Origin of the sequence: Mucilaginibacter lappiensis, assembly GCF_050433765.1 — a bacterium.
In the GTDB taxonomy this organism is placed as follows: Bacteria; Bacteroidota; Bacteroidia; order Sphingobacteriales; family Sphingobacteriaceae; genus Mucilaginibacter; species Mucilaginibacter lappiensis_A.
This window is the reverse complement of the sequence record NZ_JBNPWP010000013.1, coordinates 190,935-210,360: the sequence shown is the minus strand read 5'-3', so window position 1 is coordinate 210,360 and position 19,426 is coordinate 190,935. Positions and strand designations below refer to the sequence as shown.

The 19,426-nt window shown below is 37.8% G+C and carries 11 protein-coding genes; 5 read left to right on the top strand and 6 right to left on the bottom strand.

The features are described 5' to 3' along the window. The 4 genes from M2273_RS28460 to M2273_RS28445 form a co-directional block, all read right to left on the bottom strand. The coding region (locus tag M2273_RS28460; RefSeq protein WP_429401395.1) for an NAD-dependent epimerase/dehydratase family protein at positions 1 to 200 on the bottom strand (200 nt) is incomplete at its 3' end. Positions 201 to 232: 32 nt separating this feature from the next. Beyond that, complete coding sequence (locus tag M2273_RS28455) at positions 233 to 1,315, bottom strand: acyltransferase family protein (protein WP_429401393.1); 1,083 nt, start codon at positions 1,313 to 1,315, stop codon at positions 233 to 235. 436 nt (positions 1,316 to 1,751) lie between these two features. Further along, positions 1,752 to 2,831 carry a glycosyl hydrolase gene (locus M2273_RS28450; protein ID WP_429401391.1) on the bottom strand — a complete coding sequence of 360 codons (1,080 nt, stop codon included), beginning with the start codon at positions 2,829 to 2,831 and terminating at the stop codon, positions 1,752 to 1,754. Positions 2,832 to 3,255: 424 nt separating this feature from the next. Then, positions 3,256 to 3,669: a hypothetical protein gene (locus M2273_RS28445; protein ID WP_429401389.1), complete on the bottom strand. Its 414-nt coding sequence runs from the start codon at positions 3,667 to 3,669 to the stop codon at positions 3,256 to 3,258. 1,052 nt (positions 3,670 to 4,721) lie between these two features. Between M2273_RS28445 and M2273_RS28440 the strand changes: the two genes are divergently transcribed. Further along, positions 4,722 to 5,171, top strand: coding sequence for a hypothetical protein (locus M2273_RS28440; protein WP_429401387.1), 450 nt, complete (start codon positions 4,722 to 4,724; stop codon positions 5,169 to 5,171). Between the two features lie 250 nt (positions 5,172 to 5,421). Here M2273_RS28440 and M2273_RS28435 read toward each other — a convergent pair whose 3' ends face one another. Together M2273_RS28435 and M2273_RS28430 are read right to left on the bottom strand one after the other, a co-directional pair. Beyond that, complete coding sequence (locus M2273_RS28435) at positions 5,422 to 5,775, bottom strand: helix-turn-helix domain-containing protein (protein WP_429401385.1); 354 nt, start codon at positions 5,773 to 5,775, stop codon at positions 5,422 to 5,424. 107 nt (positions 5,776 to 5,882) lie between these two features. Then, positions 5,883 to 6,404: a UpxY family transcription antiterminator gene (locus tag M2273_RS28430; protein ID WP_429401383.1), complete on the bottom strand. Its 522-nt coding sequence runs from the start codon at positions 6,402 to 6,404 to the stop codon at positions 5,883 to 5,885. Between the two features lie 640 nt (positions 6,405 to 7,044). Here M2273_RS28430 and M2273_RS28425 point away from each other — a divergent pair. From M2273_RS28425 to M2273_RS28410, 4 genes are all read left to right on the top strand, one after another. Beyond that, the gene (locus M2273_RS28425; RefSeq protein ID WP_429401381.1) at positions 7,045 to 11,406 is read left to right on the top strand and encodes an Ig-like domain-containing protein; all 4,362 of its coding nucleotides are present in this window, start codon (positions 7,045 to 7,047) and stop codon (positions 11,404 to 11,406) included. 45 nt (positions 11,407 to 11,451) lie between these two features. Beyond that, on the top strand, positions 11,452 to 14,283 hold the full coding sequence (locus tag M2273_RS28420; RefSeq protein WP_429401379.1) for an Ig-like domain-containing protein: 2,832 nt from the start codon (positions 11,452 to 11,454) through the stop codon (positions 14,281 to 14,283). 142 nt (positions 14,284 to 14,425) lie between these two features. Continuing rightward, entirely contained in the window at positions 14,426 to 18,217 is a 3,792-nt protein-coding gene (locus M2273_RS28415) for a malectin domain-containing carbohydrate-binding protein (protein WP_429401377.1), read from the top strand. A 332-nt stretch (positions 18,218 to 18,549) separates the two neighbouring features. After that, entirely contained in the window at positions 18,550 to 19,347 is a 798-nt protein-coding gene (locus M2273_RS28410) for a polysaccharide biosynthesis/export family protein (protein WP_429401375.1), read from the top strand. Positions 19,348 to 19,426 lie beyond the last annotated feature (79 nt).

The following is a 19,426-nucleotide window of genomic DNA, read 5'->3' as shown; positions in this document are numbered from 1 at the left end:
ACATGTACAAAAGTGGAAACATCATGGTTATAAAACTCAAAATTCTCCAGCTTAAAAAGGTGTTCAATGTTACGCAGGTCGCCGGTAATGAGGTTATCCATACCAATTACATGGTAATCTTCCTTTATAAACCTGTCGCACAAATGCGAACCTAAAAACCCGGCTGCTCCGGTTATTAATATCCGTTTACGGTTTGCCATTTTTATTTATTTTCTGGGTGATAAAATTTGTATTAATAAGGGAAAAATCTGCTGTTGGTTACACTTCTTGCATTCTTAAAAGTAAGTCTCTGGTTTCTTTTCCTGTGAACCGTGCTGATCTTGTCTCCAAAAAGAAGCATTGATAATACTTTGTTTGAGCCGCACAACAATCTGAGTAGCAGAGGGAAACTTAGTCCTGCAATCAATCCGGTCAGTATCTGTAGCGGAATATTATGTACAGATAATTTGGTCAATAACATCCTGGATGCAATGGTTCCAAATATATGAAACAGGTAAATGCTATAAGAAAAACCGCCAAGCCAAACCAATTTGCTGTTTTGATAACCGAGGCTTATCATCAAGATGCAAGCGGTTGAGCCAACACCAAACGTTAAAAGATTAGCAACTATAACAGGTGAATCCGCATTAAATATATATAACTGATAGCCTAATGAAAAGACGAATATTATGCCTGCTATTTTAATTATACCTTTTTTAAATATAACCTCATAAAATCTTTTTAGTGACAGGCCCAAGATAAAGAATGTTAGTAAAAAGGGTACCCTGTTCAAGCTGAAATAATTGAACTTGAAAGGTAATAATACAAAGATCAGCGCTGTTATTAATAGGCAAATCATTGCAGATTTTAAAGTATTAAGCGCTTCAAAGTTTTCGAGAACGATAATAATCAGAAACACGATCATCATTCCTTGTAAAAACCAAAAATGTGTGTACGGATACACATAAATACGCCAAATATCATTCAGCTCATTTTGGGAATTTGTTCCGGGAATAACGTATTGCAACAGATAGAAAAGAGTTGATACCACAACTAATGGTATCAATAGTCGATTAATTTTCCCAGTGATGAATTTGGAGTTGGAAGTAAACCTTGAAACCGGTTTATAAGCATAAACAAAGCCCGATATGACCGTAAATAACGGTATTTGAATATATTGATATACAAAATACAAAAATCGCCATACAGAGTCATTCGCTACTTTTAATCCATTATCTGATACAGATCCCATGACGTAGCCCAATACTATTAAAATTATGGCAAGGCCCCTAAGCGTTTCTATACTTAAATTTTTATTAGTCTGGCCGATTTTCATTGTAACATAATTGAAGACAGAACAATAAAGTTTTCAAATTGCTCAACATGAATTTAACTGAACGATATGTTCACAGCTTCGCCCTTTCACTTACAAGTTATAGCTGGAAATAAGGGCTATTTGAGACTATCCGATCAAAATAGTTTTGCAAAACGCCAACAAAATATTAAAAATCAATAAGAATTTGTTTTTAAACAGGCGTTTTGATACCTAATTGTAAAATTGTGTACACAGATGAGAAATGAGTGAGTAAGATTGGCGTAATTTGATAAACCGGCTTGTTCTGAGCCGGTAAAATAGCGGGGAATGAAAAGATTAGTTGGGAAGGAGTTTAGCAGGATGCTATAACGGCTAATTAAAATAAATTAAAAAACCAATGTACAAAACAGGTCGGCCTGCTTTGTACAGTGGTTTAAATTAATCTAATAAAGTTAAATTATAATGTCAGATTACTGGCAGCAAGTTTCTTTAACCAAACTGTATAAGGAGTGCTCCATTTTATGATGCCATAATTAGCTTCCAATGCACTGCTTTTTTGAGGTTCATTGAACAGTTCATAAATGATAGCGACTTTAACCTGAGGGTTGCTTTTACACTTTGCTATGAATTTTGAAAGAAATGCATTCTGATCTGTTTCATACGTACTTGTATTTTTATACCTCTGGTTTATTTCTGTGAACCAGATAGGTTTGTCAGGAAACAGAGAGCCCAGCTTTTTAGTAATATCAGGAATGTTGTTGGGTGGGTTTGGAGCAATTGCTTCCATTTCAGAATACCAATGATAAGCTACAATATCAAATTTTACACCATTCCAATCAAGCATTCTAAGAAAGCCATAATGTAACCAACCAGCAGCTATCATAGTTTTTGCGTCAGCATCTTTTGATTTAATGCCTACATCCATACCTTTTAAATAAGCACAAACAACATTAAACTTGGCACGATCGTAATCATTCTGGCTTGCTCCGGTTCTATTGGGCAGCAGCAATTTGAGTTCAAGGTCATTACCAAGCTCGTAATAAGTAAAGTATTGACCATATTTAGCTGCAAAGTTACTCCCCAGTGTTTTACCTGCCGTATAAGCGGCCGATGTGCTTGCCGAAAGGTCTAACGTTCGGGTGTAAAGCATGGGTAAGATCCTTACATTACCGGCCGCAGCAGCTTCTCTAAGGGGCTCAAATAAGTAAGGAACGGTTATGGTTCCGTCAGATGTGGTTTGGATATCCACCCGGTACCAGTTCATTCCCATGCCTTTGATTAATTGAATTTGCTTAGTAGGCCCGGTTTTGATATAAGGTGCATCTCCCAGTGGGTGCCCTGATATACCTAATTGTAAACTGGAGCCGCTGACTGAAATTTTACTGGTGGTGCTCACTGCGGCCAGTGATTGCATTTCTTGTGAAGGTTGAGGAGTTGTTTCTACGGGTTGAACGTCATCTTTTCTCGAGCAGGAGGCTAAAATAATGCAGGCGAGGCCCGTCAAACTTACGATTTTAAGTTGATTTTTTTTTAACATAAGCGGGTTTTTTTAATTAATAGTATTAGCTAAACGTTACTTTCGTTAAAAATGTTGCATTAAATGTCTTAATAATTAATAAATTGGTAAATCTAAAATCACTTAAAACAATTTTGATTTGCGTTTAAAGCGCCATTTGCTTTCTTTTTGAGGGAGTTATGAAATACTTAGTGTATTGAATTTGTTACAAAAAGACTAAGGAAAAATTTAGCAAAATGATGCCAAATTTACTTTTAAGGCAAATTTAGGATAGATAACAGCAAGAAAAAGTCTGGCAGAATTTTACTTTAATTGCCCGGAGAGGCATTAAACGCACAGGGCTGTGAAATAAAAATTAACCAGCTAAATTAATGACATAACGCCAGCATAGCCATTATGATTCAATCATAATGGCTATGCTGGCACAAAATTTTCAGACCGGTAGCTAAACTTCTTTCGGCAACTCAAAAGCGTTTTCAAATGAAGTATACTCAGACGGTATTTTTCCGTCCGTACTCCGTAAAAGAGTTTCGTTGTATTTTTCCAGTAATGTTAGATATTTGTTTTTCCAGCATTCCTGTTCTTCATAATCAAAACTTAAAGTGTTACGCAAAGGCTGCTCAGGTACCTGATAAATAATTTTGAAGTCATCTGGTTCAAAAATTTCAGGAAATTCCTGGGCAAAGTCATGCCGTATAATGCATCCAATCCTAAGTATAACATCTCTTTTTAAATGTTTTTGATTAAACCAGTTATAAATGGATCTTCTGTTTACTTGCATGCACCTGGCCAGGTCACTGATACAATAACCATTTTTTCTAACTCTGTACTCTACTATTTGGCCGTAATGTTTATCCATGACTTAATTAAGTAAAATAACCTTTTAAATAATCTTGTTCAGTTCAAAATAAGCTTTATCAAAACGGATCGGCACGTTATCTGATCCTTAAATTAGTATTAATAATGAATGCTTTCTTGATTATTAATACCTAAAACCCAGAAACAAATATTTAAATCTTATTTGCTAAATCAAAAAGCTTTAACAATATACATATATTATTGTAGATTGTTTTAAAAAACAATAAAATAATTAAAACTTTTATAATTTAAAGGGAGATTCCCTGCATAGTATAAACTTGCTAAAGGGATACTTTGTTTTGATTAACCTATCAATAGGCTTGAGGAAGTGTTGAATCAGACTAATTAATGGTTAATATAATTGCTTGTAAGAGCTCACCAATTACGGTTTTAATTAGCCAGGGTTTTACTAAAGGATTATGATTAGGTAAGTGTTTTTTATTGATTGATTTGTAAACCCCGGAATGTTTGGTCAGGGTTCAAAAGGGATTATCAAATACTTTGCGTTTCGATAACGGATAGCTCAATCTGATTTTTATACAATGCAATTAAGCTACCGTTTAATAAACAGGTAGTGCAGAATAGCTTTTAATGGTTGGCTAATTTACCTTTTGCTTTAATCTGTTGTATGCCCAAACCAGAATATTCGCTAAAAACAATATTGCAATTAATATTTCCATAACTAACATAATTAATTAGTTGAATATTCTATCCTTTAAATTCTAATGAATCAATTGATAGTCAATCAAATCTATAATTTAAAATGCTCATTTTTTTGAAATCAGCTTCCCATTATTTGCACAATTTAATTCACACAATTCCAGTTATTAAACTCTAAATCAATCCAGGGTTTTGATGAAAGCCTATCTCAGAAGTTGTTGAATTTAATGATATGAAAATGTGCATTTGTCTATTTGTTTAATAGCTTATTGTGATAGTTTTTTGTCAATTTCTCAAAGTTCTACACTTTTTCACATTATGATATACACTTTTAGTCAAACCTAATTTCTACTCCATGGATGTTCTATTTTTACTTAACTAAACAGTATGAGTATGAAAAATTTTAACAAAAAATTTAGCTGGATTAAACCAGCGCCCATTAGTATTGTGCCATTTTCATCGATCTTATACAAAGGGAAAAAGGCAGCTTTACTATTCTCAGCTATCATCTTGCTGTCTGAGTCTGGTTGTAAAAAAATTACCAATGCGGCCCCAACCGAAGATTATTATGGCTACGGCAAATTAGTAGTAGAGTGTGAAAGCAAATGTCATATTTCTTTTGGTGTACCTGATAAAATGAATGTTTATGATATAGAAGCTAACACAGCCACTTATTCTTTCAGATATCAAACTAAGTACAATTTAGATATTACTATAACTCCTACAGATAAGGATCAAACAGTAACGATGGCAGTATACAGCAGAGAGGAAAAACAAATATTCCGCAACTCTGCTGTCAGGAAGCTTAATGAACCATGGGTATCCCATATATTAGTTCCTTAAAAATTAATAAAGTGCCATTAGTTTTTAATGCCACTTAATTAATTTAATGTTTTTTAATGCTATTATATTGTGTTTCACTGGTTCTCCAGGTATAACTATTGATATTTTTCAACCAGGTATAAACGTTCTGCCGTTAATGGTACCGGTGAAATTGTACGGTTGTGATTTTTTCAAATACTCCCTTCAAAAAAGAAACCGTATTCTATTCAGAATACGGTTCTAATTAACTGATCTGTACTAAAAAAGTTTATTACATATTACTTTCTATTTTGTTTATTAATAGAGAATTATATTTTTCTAATAGCTCAATATATTTATCTTTCCATAAAGATGGATTTGGTGCTTCCCAGAATAAAAGATTATTTAATCCAGACGGATTTTGAATATCAAAGTCATCTTTTCGGAATAGCTCAGGAAATTCAACCGAAAAGTTATGGTTAATAATTATCCCTATCTGATAAATGATATCCTTTTTTAAATATTTTTGATTAAACCAGTTATATACAGACCTCCTGTTCATATGAGTTATGCGCGCGAGCTCGCTAATACTAAAGCCATTTTTTCTGACAATTAACTCAACTATTTGACCATAATGTTTATCCATAATCAATTTATCTATAGTTTGAACGAGTTCTTAGTGGTTTTGATAAATTATAATCTTTTGAAATATAAGTTCAATGTGTTAAACATGTAAAAGCCTTATTGCATTTTTTAAGAAAGCAATGGCTGATTTGTATGAGAAAGCTCCCGCTGATTTATTTTTACGGTAAGAGCACAATTGATATTATCTATAACCATAACAACCGATCTTCCCTGTATCTGAGCTATTTCTCCTTTATGATTTAAAAGCGGGCCATTGATAACTTTCACCATATCTCCAACATTAATATTTTCTAAAGAAATAGCTTCAATATCTGCATACTGTTTTACAATCAACTTTATTCGTTCAATTTCTGCATCCTTAATTGTAGCCGGCTTACCACCACTGGATATAAAATTCACTATTCCGGAGGTTTGCATAATTCGGGACTGCTCCCATTGGCCTGCCTGAACAAAGAGATATGATCGAAAGAGCGGCACTTCAATTATTTTATGTCTGTCAACCCATTGCTTGCTTGTTTTAACAAGCGGGCAAAAAGAATTAAAATTTTGCTCCTTTAATAATTGATCAACTTTTTTTTCCCACCTCGATCGCGTATAAAGAACCATCCAGTTTTTTTCATTTTTTTTCATGAGTAGCTTATTAAATAGACATAGTATTTATTGATTTTGTCTTCTAAATCCTTTTTGCCTCTCTTTTAAATGTTAAAAAATGTCCTCTAACATTGATTATTCTAAATTAAACCAAAAGAAGGCATGATTTCGGACTATGATAAGGTTGTGTACCAATTTGTGAAAACCTGTAAAGCCCGGGTGTTTTTTTGCACAGTTATGGCTCTTTTATGTTAAATATAATCCACAACGAATTATTGAGGGCGGTTAGATCGCAATAGGCGGCATCGTATTTTTTTTCTCACTATTACACAATTACTGGACAAGTATCCTAACAAAGGGGCTTTTTTAGCCCAGAATAATTAAACTTGTGACTAACAATAAGCGATATTTTATTTGCCATGACGCTTGCTATGTAAGTGAAAGAGCGAAGCATATTCAAGATTTAAGCTGTAACATTCGGGTCTGACAGACCTGGTTTATTCATGGGGAATGCTACGAATTACTGTTTCATTCCGAAGATCTTTCATTACTGGTTCCCTCAAATTTACGGTTGACTATATGTATTATGGCCAAAACTTTGACACTTAGAATTATATTATTGTTTTGTTTAAACACATTAGGGATCAGTAGTATTGCGCACGCTCGTTACTGGAAAGAGATGGCATACTCAAAATTTGATACCTGCGATCATGTGAGTACGTTACCCTGCAATGCAATAAAGGTTAATTTACCGTATAACTTGTCATTTAATGCGGGCGTAAGCAATAGCATAACCGATAAAAATGGGTTAGGAACGGGTTTTAAAACAGTAAATAATTATTCGGGTGTAAGGTTAGCGGCAGATGGGCAGCCATCTAATACCCAGGTGCCTGGTTATGAACGATCAAAAATAACGGTGACCGCCGGTCGCCTGCAGCTGGTGAGTAATAAAGGGATCGATTTTCTGACCAGCAATAATCAATTGAATGTTCTTGGGGTAAAGATAAGCACAGTTAAAAAGCTGCAGTTAGAGGTAAAACTAATAAATCCCTATAATGGCACACAGTCACAACAGGCAGGCTTATGGTATGGTTTAAACGATAAAACCTATGTAAAGCTAAATATAAGCGGTAATAAGGTGGAGTTAAGGAGGGAGCTTAATGATGTGTCAAGCGGCGGAACCGGGAATGCCAACCCTGATCAGCGTATAACAGCTGTAATAAGCGGGCTTAATACCAAAACGGTAACACTGCGTTTAGTGATCGACTCGACAGCGCATACAGCAGAGGGTTTTTATTCAACAGATGGTGTAAACTACACCAGTACCGGGGCCAGCTATACTTTGAAGGGAGTTAATATAGCGGGGATGGGCTTAACCGATAGCACAGCTTATGCAGGTATATATGCAAGTTACCGTAATGGATCCACAGCTATAACTTATAATTTTGATGATTTTGCAATATCCAATCTTGAACCCGCTTTAAAAACACTGGCCTTTTCACAAAGCACGTTAAAATTTACCTTAATAAAGGGGGGCCATGTTATACCACAGTCTGTTTACATCCAATCAAGTCAGGGGCATCCGGCTTTTACGCTATCAAAAACAAATGCCGATTGGTTGAACTTACCTCAAAACCCAACTGACACTATAATATTTAACTCAAATATTGTAGATTCTACTACTAATGCAGGGAATTATCAGGCGATAATTACGTGTTCCGCACCCGGATATCAGCCAGCCACATTGTTAGTTAACCTTAATATTATAGATGCCATAAGGCAACAAATCGCCAAGATTAACTTTCAGGATGCGCAAACCGTACCTCCTTTGGGTTATATGAAAGATTATGGGCAACCCTTTGGCCCAAGAACGGGATTATACCAGGGAAGCGGATTGGAGTTCGGTTGGAGAAAAAGATCTGACGCGAGTCCGCTCAACTTAACTGCAAACACGCGTAACCGCAATACTCCCGAAGATGTTTTACTGGCTACTTTGATACATATGCAGGCTAATACAATTAGCGGCACATTTAACGGGGTAAAAACTGAAGGTTATTGGGAAACAAAAGTACCCAACGGGGTGTATGATGTAACCGTATCAGTTGGAGATGCTTTAGTTAACTCGGCACCTGAAAGTCATACCATTAACATTGAAGGAGTAAACTCGATAAATCATTTTATACCAAGCGGTAAACAGGGCAGTATAGGTCGTTTTAAATCGGCAACAACAAGGGTAACTGTAGCCAACGAGTATCTGACAGTTAATGCCGACGGAGGTACCAATACCAAACTCAATTTTGCCAGCATTGTTCCGGTTTCCTTAAGTCCTTATTTATATTGGGCTGTGAGTAATCAAAATTTGCTTATTAAAGCAGGAACACCGGCAACCAACTCGTTTTCGGTGTCTTTAGGCAGTTCAAATAATTTGGCAGCAACATATAATGTTACAGTAACTTATGCAAGTGGAGCTACTGGATGGTTAAGTTTTAACGCCACACAAACAGGGGTACAGCCCAACGTAGGGTTTAATTATACAACAGCTAAAAATTTACCCCTGGGCCTTTATAAAGCTACGGTAAAAGCAACATCGGGCCAATTTACAAGTGCAGTATTTCCAATACAAATAAGTGTTGTTGATAGTTTAAAACCATATGTTATTTCGTCAACCCCACAAAACGGAGCTGTGGATGTTGACCTTGGCACAGTCAGTATAGCAGCTAATAATTTGCACGTACCTGTTGTAGCCGGCTTCCAGGGAGGTGTTGATAACAGTACTATTACAAACACAACAGTAAAATTATACAAACAGGAAGATGCTGTCTTAACGCTTGTACCCGGTATAGTGCAGGGAACCGGCGGCGGAGATGCCATAAGTTTTTCCCCCTCATCAAGCTTGCTGCCTAATACTATTTACAAATTTGTTATTACATCAGGTGTAAAGTCATATGCTGGTGCTGCTTTTGCGCCATATGAAGCTACATTTACTACTAAAGCAGCACAAATTGATTCATCTGCTCTTCTTAATGCTCAATTCACCAAAGTTCCTGTTCCTGGTACACAAAACAAAAAATATTGTTCTTTAAAAATCGGGCCTGATGATAAGTTTTATGCTTTGAGGCTTGACGGAACAATTGAAAGGTACAATATTAACCATGCTAATGGTACGCTTACCATAGATAAAACGATAAGAACCCTTATTAACAAATATGGGACACGTTCTGCAATAGGTTTAACTGTTGATCCACGATCAACAGCATCAAATGTAATTTTGGTGGTATCACACTCCTCGTCGGGACTTACCACGGCACCGGCATTTGATGGTAATATTTCACTTTTACAAGGCGACAGTTTGCAGGACGAACAATTAATAATAACCAAACTTCCGCGATCTACCCGTGATCATATGGTTAACGGATTAGCTTTTGGCCCCGACGGTGCGCTTTATATTTGCCAGGGGAGTAATAGCTCAGCTGGCTCGTTCGATAACGATTGGCAAAGGGCCGAAAGTTTGCTTTCAGGTACCGTTTTACGCCTGGACCCCAATAAGCTCAATGGATTAACTTTACCGCTGAATGTTCAAACCAGCTCTAATCAAAGTATCATAAATAATGCACCGGCAGTTGCAGCAACAATGAGCGATGGTACCTATAATCCTTATGGCAGCAATTCACCGTTAACTATTTATGCTTCGGGTGTTCGTAATGCTTATGATCTGGTTTGGCACTCTAATGGTCAGCTGTATCTTCCAACCAACGGATCTGGCGGCGGGGGTAATTCTCCTGCTTCAGTAAATGGTACACGCCGGCCTGATGGTACATTTTATAATGGCCCGATTATACCAGCTACAACAGGTGTACAAGTTCAAAATGATTGGCTGTTTAGAGTTAACCCGGCTAAACCGGTAGGTTATTATGGCCACCCTAATCCGTTAAGGGGGGAATATGTGATAAACAGGGGATTTGCTGATAACCCGCTGTATTCGCCCTCAGTGGTGGCAGATGCGCGTTACCGCCCTGCATACAGTTTTGGATTAAATAACTCGCCAAACGGCTCATTAGAATATAAAAGCGCCACTTTTAACAACGCGTTAAAGGGAAAATTATTGGTTTGCAGATTTAGCGGCGGGGGAGATATTGTTGTCATGGAACCCGGTTCATTAGTGCAAACAACTTATCCAGGCAATGATGATCATATTTATGATATTGTAAAAGTTACCACAGGTTCAGGAAACAGCGGCCTGGTTGGAATGTCGGGATTTGCTAATCCGCTGGATATTGTGGAAGATGTTACTAACGGCAATTTATATGTAATTGAGTATAACTGGAACGATAACCCAAATCTTGTGGCGCAAATTACGCTTTTAAGGGTTGCAACGTCTTCACCTGCCCCAGCTATGCTTGCGGTTACGGCAGTACCGAAAACCCAGGCCAATGAATACCAGGACAAGGAGTATGAAGTAACATTAAGCAACAAAGGCGATGGAGTATTAAAGGTAAAAGATATTGGTATTTATGGCCCTGATGCTTCAAAATTTAAAATAGCCGATATACCATTGCCTGATAAAAAAGCTCCGTTAGTATTGAAAAAAAACAGTTCATTATCTTTTAAAGTACTTTTACGATCATCAACTAATAAAGCGTTACAGGCCAGGCTTAAGGTTACAAGCGTGGAGGATACTATCAAAGAAGTAGCCATCAATAACACACCCCGGATAGACTCCATAGTAAAAGGTGCAGGCGAAAAAAAAGAAGTAAAAGATCAGAAAAATGACGGCCGTGTTTTACAGGCCTATCCTAACCCCAATGGTGGAGGACCGCTTTATATAAAACTGAGAAATTTTAAGGTACATGAAACGGTTACTATTTCCCTATATACTATGGATGGTAAAAAACTTAAAACTATTGAACAGGTAACAAATTCACAGGGGGAAATGGATACCCGATTTGACATTAAGCCGGATAAAAATAAATACTATATCGTTAGGGCGGTTTATTTAACTGGAGTTAAGTATGCAAAGATTATTGTAAATAGTTTTAATTAAAACCGATGCCGGGACACGATATTATTAACTTCTTAGATGTACAAAATGGGTAATACTTTCTTAAAAAACATTAACAGAAGAATTTATTTATACACTATTTTATTTTGCGCTCTGGTATTTTTTGTTTGGGCTAATTATAAAACAATCATTAAAGCATCTACTCATAGGCATAAAGAAATTTCAGAAGCGTTACTTGGTTTGGCCGAAGTTCCGGTGATAGAATCCGTTAAGATAAATTTTCAAGATGATAAAACAAGTCCGCCGCCTGGATGGCTAAAGGATACCGGCGGGTCATTTGGATACCGGCCAGGTATTTATGAAGGTGCACAGCTTCAGTATGGATGGAAAAAACGGGAGGATGGTAAGCCGGTTGATCTCAGGGGTAACGCGAGGGCACGCACAGAACCTGAAGACGTTTTGCTTTCAACTTTTGTGCATATGCAAGCCAATCAAATCAATTCTTTTTTGTACGGGAAATTTAACGGAGAAAAAACCGAGGGTTACTGGGAAATAAAATTACTTAACGGTGTATACAAAGTTACTGTTGCCGCAGGTGATGGAGAGGTGGGTAAGGCTTATGAGAATAATTGTATCAATGTTGAAGGGGTTAAAGCGATATCAAACTTTTTGCCGTTAGGGCGAATCAGAAGCCCCGGCAGGTTCAAAACAGCCACAGTAACTGTAACGGTAAGCGATGGTTTCTTAACGCTTGATGCTGACGGTGGTACTAACACAAAAATTTGTTATGTTGAAATTGAGCCTGTTACCATAACACCTTATGTATACCTATCAGCAAGTACCCAAAATTTACTGATTGAAAATACCAGTAATGATACAAAAACATGCACATTAAGGCTTAATAATTCATTGAAAAGCGATATAGCCTATGTTGTAAAAACTTCGTATGCAGGTGCGTACAAAAATTGGATAAGGTTTTTGCCAGGAAAATCGGCCAAAGATACATTACTGAATTTAGATTACTCGTTTGCAAAAAAATTGCCGGTAGGCAATTATATGGCAACCATCCGGGTGTTTGCTGATGGATTTACCAGCGCAGTAATAAATCTTGAATTAAGGGTGGTTAATCATAGATCGCCATATGTAATATCATCAAACCCGGTTAACGGTGCCCGGATCATTAATAATTTAACAATAGCAGCCAATAACCTGTTCGTTCCTGCTGTAAAGGGCTTTAAAGGCGGGGTTAATAATGGTACAATAAACAGTAAAACGGTTAAATTATTAAAGATCAGTAATGGCGAGATCTCATATGTGCAGGGGAGTGTTCAGGGGACCGGCGGAGGGGATGCGATAAGCTTTTCGCCATTAAGGCCACTTGAGGCTAATACCATATATAAATTTATAATAACCGATGGTGTAAAAACATACAGCGGCGCTTCATTTTTACCATTTGAAACAACTTTCTCTACCGGAGTAGCACAGGCAGATTCAAGCAATACCCTAAAGGCGGCGTTTACGAAAATATCAATTCCGGGAACACAAAATAAAAAATACACTTCTTTAACTTTTGGCCCCGATGGCAAGTTTTACGCGTTAAAAATAGATGGCAGTATCGAAAGATTTGATGTTGACCATAGCCGCGGCATGCTTGAGAATATGCAGGTTATTAATACACTCGTAAAAAAACACGGGGAAACAACCGCAATAGGTTTAACATTTGATATCAAATCAACCGCGCATAACCTTATTGCATGGGTTTCATTTTCATCATCAGGTTTGGTTTCCGCACCAATATTTGATGGTAATATATCCAGATTAAGCGGTGATAACCTGCAGAACGAACAACTGATTATTACCAAATTGCCCCGGTCGACAAGAGATCATATGGTTAATGGTATGGCATTTGGACCCGACAGTGCTTTGTATATATCTGTTGGAAGTAATAGCTCCGCCGGAAAATATGACAAGGGATGGCAACGGGATGAAACATTATTAGCTGGCGCCATACTAAGGCTTGATAATAAAAAACTGGATAAAATAAAGCTCCCCCTTAATGTACAAACCAGTGCCGATCAAAATTTAATTAACCATGCTTCGGCCACTTCGTTAAAATTACCCGATGGTACATATAATCCATACAGCATAAATTCCCCGCTTACCATCTACGCGTCGGGCATACGTAATGCCTATGACATGGTGTGGCATAGCAACGGACAGTTATATGTTCCTGCAAATGGATCAGGGGGCGGGGGCAATTCACCAGCATCTGTTAAAGGCACGCGAAGGCCCAACGGAACTTACTATAATGGCCCTGACATCATTTCAACAATGAATGTACCGGTTCAGCATGATTGGTTGTTTAGAATAAACCCTAACAAACCGGTAGGCTTTTTTGGGCACCCCAATCCACTTAGAGGCGAGTATGTTATCAACAGAGGGTATAGCGATAACCCTGTTTATCCGGCTAATACCAAGCCCGATGTAAATTACCGCGGTGCCGCTTTTGATTTTGGTTTTAATAAATCGCCGAATGGTGTTATTGAGTATAAAAGCAATGCCTTTAATGGTGCTCTAAAAGGAAAACTATTGGTTTGCCGGTTTAGCGGGGGGGGAGACATCATGGTTTTGGAGCCCGGGTCAGGTATTAAAGACCATAGCAACATCCATATTCAGGATGAACATTTATATGATATTGTACACACGGCTACCGGTGCCAGTAATTATGGATTGGAAGGAATGGCCGGGTTTGCTAACCCACTTGATATTACGGAGGATGTTACGAATGGAAATTTATACATCAGTGAATTTAACTGGAATGAAAACCCAAACTTAATATCTCAAATTACCCTTTTAAGGGTAAATAAAAAACCTGAGAATCAAACTACCGCAAAGGTTTCAATTTCAAAACATCATTAAACAAGTGATATGAATCTGTAAAACGCGATTGCTGTAATCAATCAGTAAGTTTCTCCTTAGTTTCTTTTCTGTCAGAAATTAACCCGTTTTAACGGTTTATAGAAAAATTACCGTCCCCCTCAACAATTTTAAAATGACTGTTATGAAAAACATCAATTACCCAGGATTGGGTTTAGTAAAGCTGTGCAAAACAAATTTGATATTGGCACTTTTAAGTGTGTGTTGTAATTCCGTTTATGCGCAGGATGGCTGCAGCCCATTAAGTACCCTTCCCTGCACATCGCTGCAGGTTACTTTACCTTATAATTTATCGTTCAATGCCCCTGTAAGCAACACCATAACAGATAAGAATGGGCAGGGAACAGGTTTTACCACAGTAAATAATTATTCAGGTACAAGATTAGCTGTTGATGGCCAACCGTCTAACAGTCTTGTGCCTGGCTATGAACCATCTAAAATTACATTGACCGGTGGCCAGCTGCAACTGGTGAGCAACAAGGGAATAGATTTTTTGACCAATAATAACCAGTTGAACATACTGGGTGTAAAGGTAGCCACGGATAAAAAGCTGCAGATAGATGTAAAAGTAATTAATCCCGCTAATGGTACGCTGTCACAGCAGGCTGGTATATGGTATGGATTAAACGATAAAACGTATGTTAAGTTAAATATAAGCGGAAATAAGGTAGAGTTGAGGAAAGAACTGAACGATGTATCCAGCGCTGTAGCCGGAACCGCCAATCCCGATCAGCGTATAACCGCGGTAATCAGCGGGCTTAATACCCAAACGGTGAGCCTGCGCCTGGTAATTGATCCTGCAACTAACACAGCCGAAGGTTTTTATTCAATTGATGGGGTAAATTATACCAGTACAGGTGTTGGTTATACCTCAACAAAACTTAGCATAACGGGTATGGGCCTAACCGGTAGTACAGCCTACACTGGTATATCTGCTACATACCGTAATGCCTCAACTGCTGTTACTTATAATTTTGACGATTTTTCGATTACAGCAACTGATATTCCGGTATCTCAAAGTGTAAATATAGATTTTTTACCCAGCGGCTCTGCCGTACCAACCGGTTACACCGGAGATATAGGTTTACCTTTTGATGCAACCCGCAAATATGGTTGGATAGATCCTGTTTCTAAACAACCGGTAGATCTTCAGGCCAATATGCGTATCCGCGCCGGTACTGGCGATGCAAAACTACGCTCGCTGGTACAAATGCAAGCTACGACTAACAACCAAAAGCCTGGGACCTGGGAATATGCAGTAGCAAATGGGCCATACAGAGTAACAGTAAGCGCTGGCGATGATGGCTATTATGATAGTAATCATCAAATAAATGTGGAGGGACTACCAACTATAAGCGATTTTATACCTTCTTCACAACAAAAATACAGATCGGCAATATCAACTGTACAGGTAACCGATGGGAAATTAACCATTAGCGCTACCGGTGGGGTCAATACCAAGATGAACTACTTAACCTTTAGTCCGGCTGTTACGGTTACGGATGTTACCATTCCAACTGCAAGTGCCAGGTTATCGGGTTCACTTAAATCGGCTGGAGTTTATAACGATCAGGTACAGATATTTATTACCGCGAACGATCTTGGTGGTTCTGGTCTTGCCTCACTTCAATACGCTATAAATAATGGTGCATATATTAATTATACAGTACCATTTATTATTAATACTCCGGGTAATTACAGCCTTAAAGTAAAGGCAGTTGATGCAAATAATAACCAAATAATAACCAGTGATTATATTTTTAGTATAGCTACACAAACAGCAAGCGGAGCGTATATGGTTTTAAAAAATCCGGATGCCTTTCCTTCAGATGACCGCCTGGTTTTTTCATTAATTCAAACCCCATGGCGAAGAACGAACCCTGACACAACCCCATATAATGCCAATCATGATAAAATAAAGCTTAGGATAAATAATAAAGGGACAGGAAAGTTGAACCTGAGTAAGTTAACTTTATCTAATCCCACAGCATGGAAAATAGTTTCTGTAAACACAGATACCACAGGGGCAGTGCCTATAGGAATAAACCCGGGAGCATTTGTAGATGTAACTATTCAGTTTAGGGCTAAAAATGCCGCCTCAAGAATCAAAGTATTTACTGATACCCTAACAATTACCAGTAACGACAGTATATCCTCATTGAAAAAAGTTGTACTTAGTGGAATTTGGCAGATTGCCGGCGAAGGCACTAATGAACCTTATGCAAGTCAGATAATACCTGCATTTGGTTTTAAGACAGCTACGGGTTATGGGCATGATGATGGTAATATTGATGGCACCACCCGTGTACCCAATTCAAGTGAAGTAGATGCAGCTTTTTTTGTTAGGGCCGATCCAAGTAAGCCGGTAACCGTTCATCAAATGGCAGCATATCATGGGTGCTGCTCGGCAGTTGAGGCTTTTAAATATTATGCCAAAGGTTCGTCAACGCTTACAACATTGTTCACACATGATAATTTAGATGGCCAGTCGGTATTGCCCAGACTTTCACATACGGCCAGTTCGCCCGCTCAGGGAACATTTAATCCCACAGGGTCTTTTGGAATGAAGATAGGAAGTTCATACTCTGACAGGACAAAAAACTTTAACGGACTTATCGGCATCAGATTTTTAAAAGTGATGAACGCCGCCGGGAATATTGTGCCTAACGCTTATATTATGGACTGTGATTACCTCGGTACCTCAGCTACCAATTATGATTACCAGGACAATATATATTATGTTGAAAATATAAAACCAGATTCGGGCTCAGTACATTATTCAGACCTGGCCGCTACTCCAACATCGGCTATAAACTTTAATCCAACCCTTACAGGAGCATCAGCATCGGTTACAATTTCTGTAAAAAATATAGGAGTAGCTTACCCTGATGGCACCAATGATTCGCCCATACAACTAAAGGGCGTAACAATTACAGGGCCAAATGCCAGTGAGTTTAGCGTAACTGCACTGCAAACATCAACCCTTGCCGTACAGGCAATGACGCCTTTAACTGTAAAGTTTACACCGGCTTCGGTGGGTATTAAAAATGCGGCTCTGCTGGTAAATTATAATAGCGCGTCGGCACCACTCCGCATTCCTCTTTATGGTATTGGCAATAGCAGCACCAGTACTGTGAATGTTATTAAACGAGTAAAAGGCGGGGCAGATGCAAATGTAACCATAGGTAACAATTTATATGAGTCTGACAAAAACTATCGTAAAGGATCTATTAAACTGGATCAGCAGGTGGTGAAAACTAATGTTGCCGGTACTGATATTGATTCTTTATATGTTACTTATTTATCTGCAGCGGCAGATCTTGCTGAAACAAGGTATGAAATACCGCTTTCAAATGGCAACTACCTGGTTAGAATGCATTTTGTTGAAAATTATTGGACTGCCCCCGGATCAAGGATTTTTAACACGTTTATAGAAAATCAGCTGGTACTAAGCAATTTTGATATTTTTAGTGAGGTAGGCTACAGAGCTGCCATAGTAAAAGATTTTAGCACTACTGTAAACGATGGTGTTTTAACATTAAAATTTAATCCTACGGCTAACCGTGTTGGGCTTGCGGGGGTAGAGTTATTTCAAATTTCAAACACATCCTCACTGACATCAACATTAAGTATTAACAAATTAGCCGATAGCAAAAAGAAAATAACTGTTTACCCTAACCCAAACACAGGGAATAGTTTTTATTTAAATGCCAGTAATTTTGGTAAACGCGAAAATGTAGTGTTATCAATCAGCAACATGTTTGGCAAATTAATACGAACCGAAAAATTTATGACTGATGACTTGGGGGCTGCGAATTTATATATCAGCCTGTTTAACAAATTAGACAAGGGTGTTTACATCATCAATGCCACATCATTCTCAGGGAATTTATACTCAAAACTGCTCGTTGAATGAGGTAATTTCTCACTTTTCTCACCCACTACACAGAGTTTTACATAAATGTATCAACACCAAAATTCGGAAGGTATTCTTTAATATTTTAATAATATTTGTTTGAGTTCAATGAAAATAGCAGTGCTAAACAGCCATAATTTTCCATTGCTAATAATTTGACTGAAAAAAACTAATACACTGTAAGTGAAAGGGCGAAGCTTTGTCACCGAGTCAAATACTACACGATAACAACGGCCTTCCCAACTACATTTTATTAACTGAAAAACAGCTATCTAAGGGATGGAACTAATACTATAATCATTAAAAGCACCTAATAATTCACCTTAATTTATATGAAAAAGTTATATTTTCCGGTATCCCTATCATGTGTGGTCATTATGCTATTCCTGATGTGCTCTTGCGGCAATACCAAGAAACTCAGATACTTTCAGGATATTTCTGAGGCAAACACTGCTGCTCCACTGGCATTGGCCTCCTATAATGAAGCTATTATTCAGCCTGATGATATTTTGGCTATAAATGTTAATACAACCGATCCGGCTGCTACTATAAGTATCAACAGCAGAAACGGGGTTTATGTAAATAGCAGCAGTCCGCAATCCGGATCTGCAAATCCTTTGTCTGGGTACCTGGTTAGTAAAGATGGTGAAGTTGAGATACCTGTATTAGGGAAAATTAAATTAGCAGGCTTAACCACGGTACAGGCCAGGGCCGCAGTCAGAGAAAAAGCGGTAAAATCATTCAATGACCCGGTGGTGGATGTAAGGTTTACAAATTTCAGGGTTACCGTATTGGGGGAAGTGAACCACCCGGCTTCTTACATTCTTCCAAATGAGCAGGTAACGTTGTTAGATGCCATTGGATATGCGGGGGATTTAACAATTTACGGGCGCCGTACAAATATATTACTTATACGTAAAAGCCCCGATGGAAGAAACTTCTCGGTAAAACTCGATATGACGAAAAAGGATTTGCTTAATTCTCCTTATTTCTACCTGAAGCAAAACGATGTAGTTTATGTTGAGCCATTGAAAACTAAGGTTTTAAATAATGATAATAACCTTGTCAAATACCTTTCACTCGCAGCAACATTATTTACAGCTGTGATCTTAGCTAAGCGGTATTGGTAGCGGAGTTTAAAATGGCATTAAAACGCCATGCCCGTACCAATTGAATATACCGTAAAAATGATATTGAAAATCTATCTCA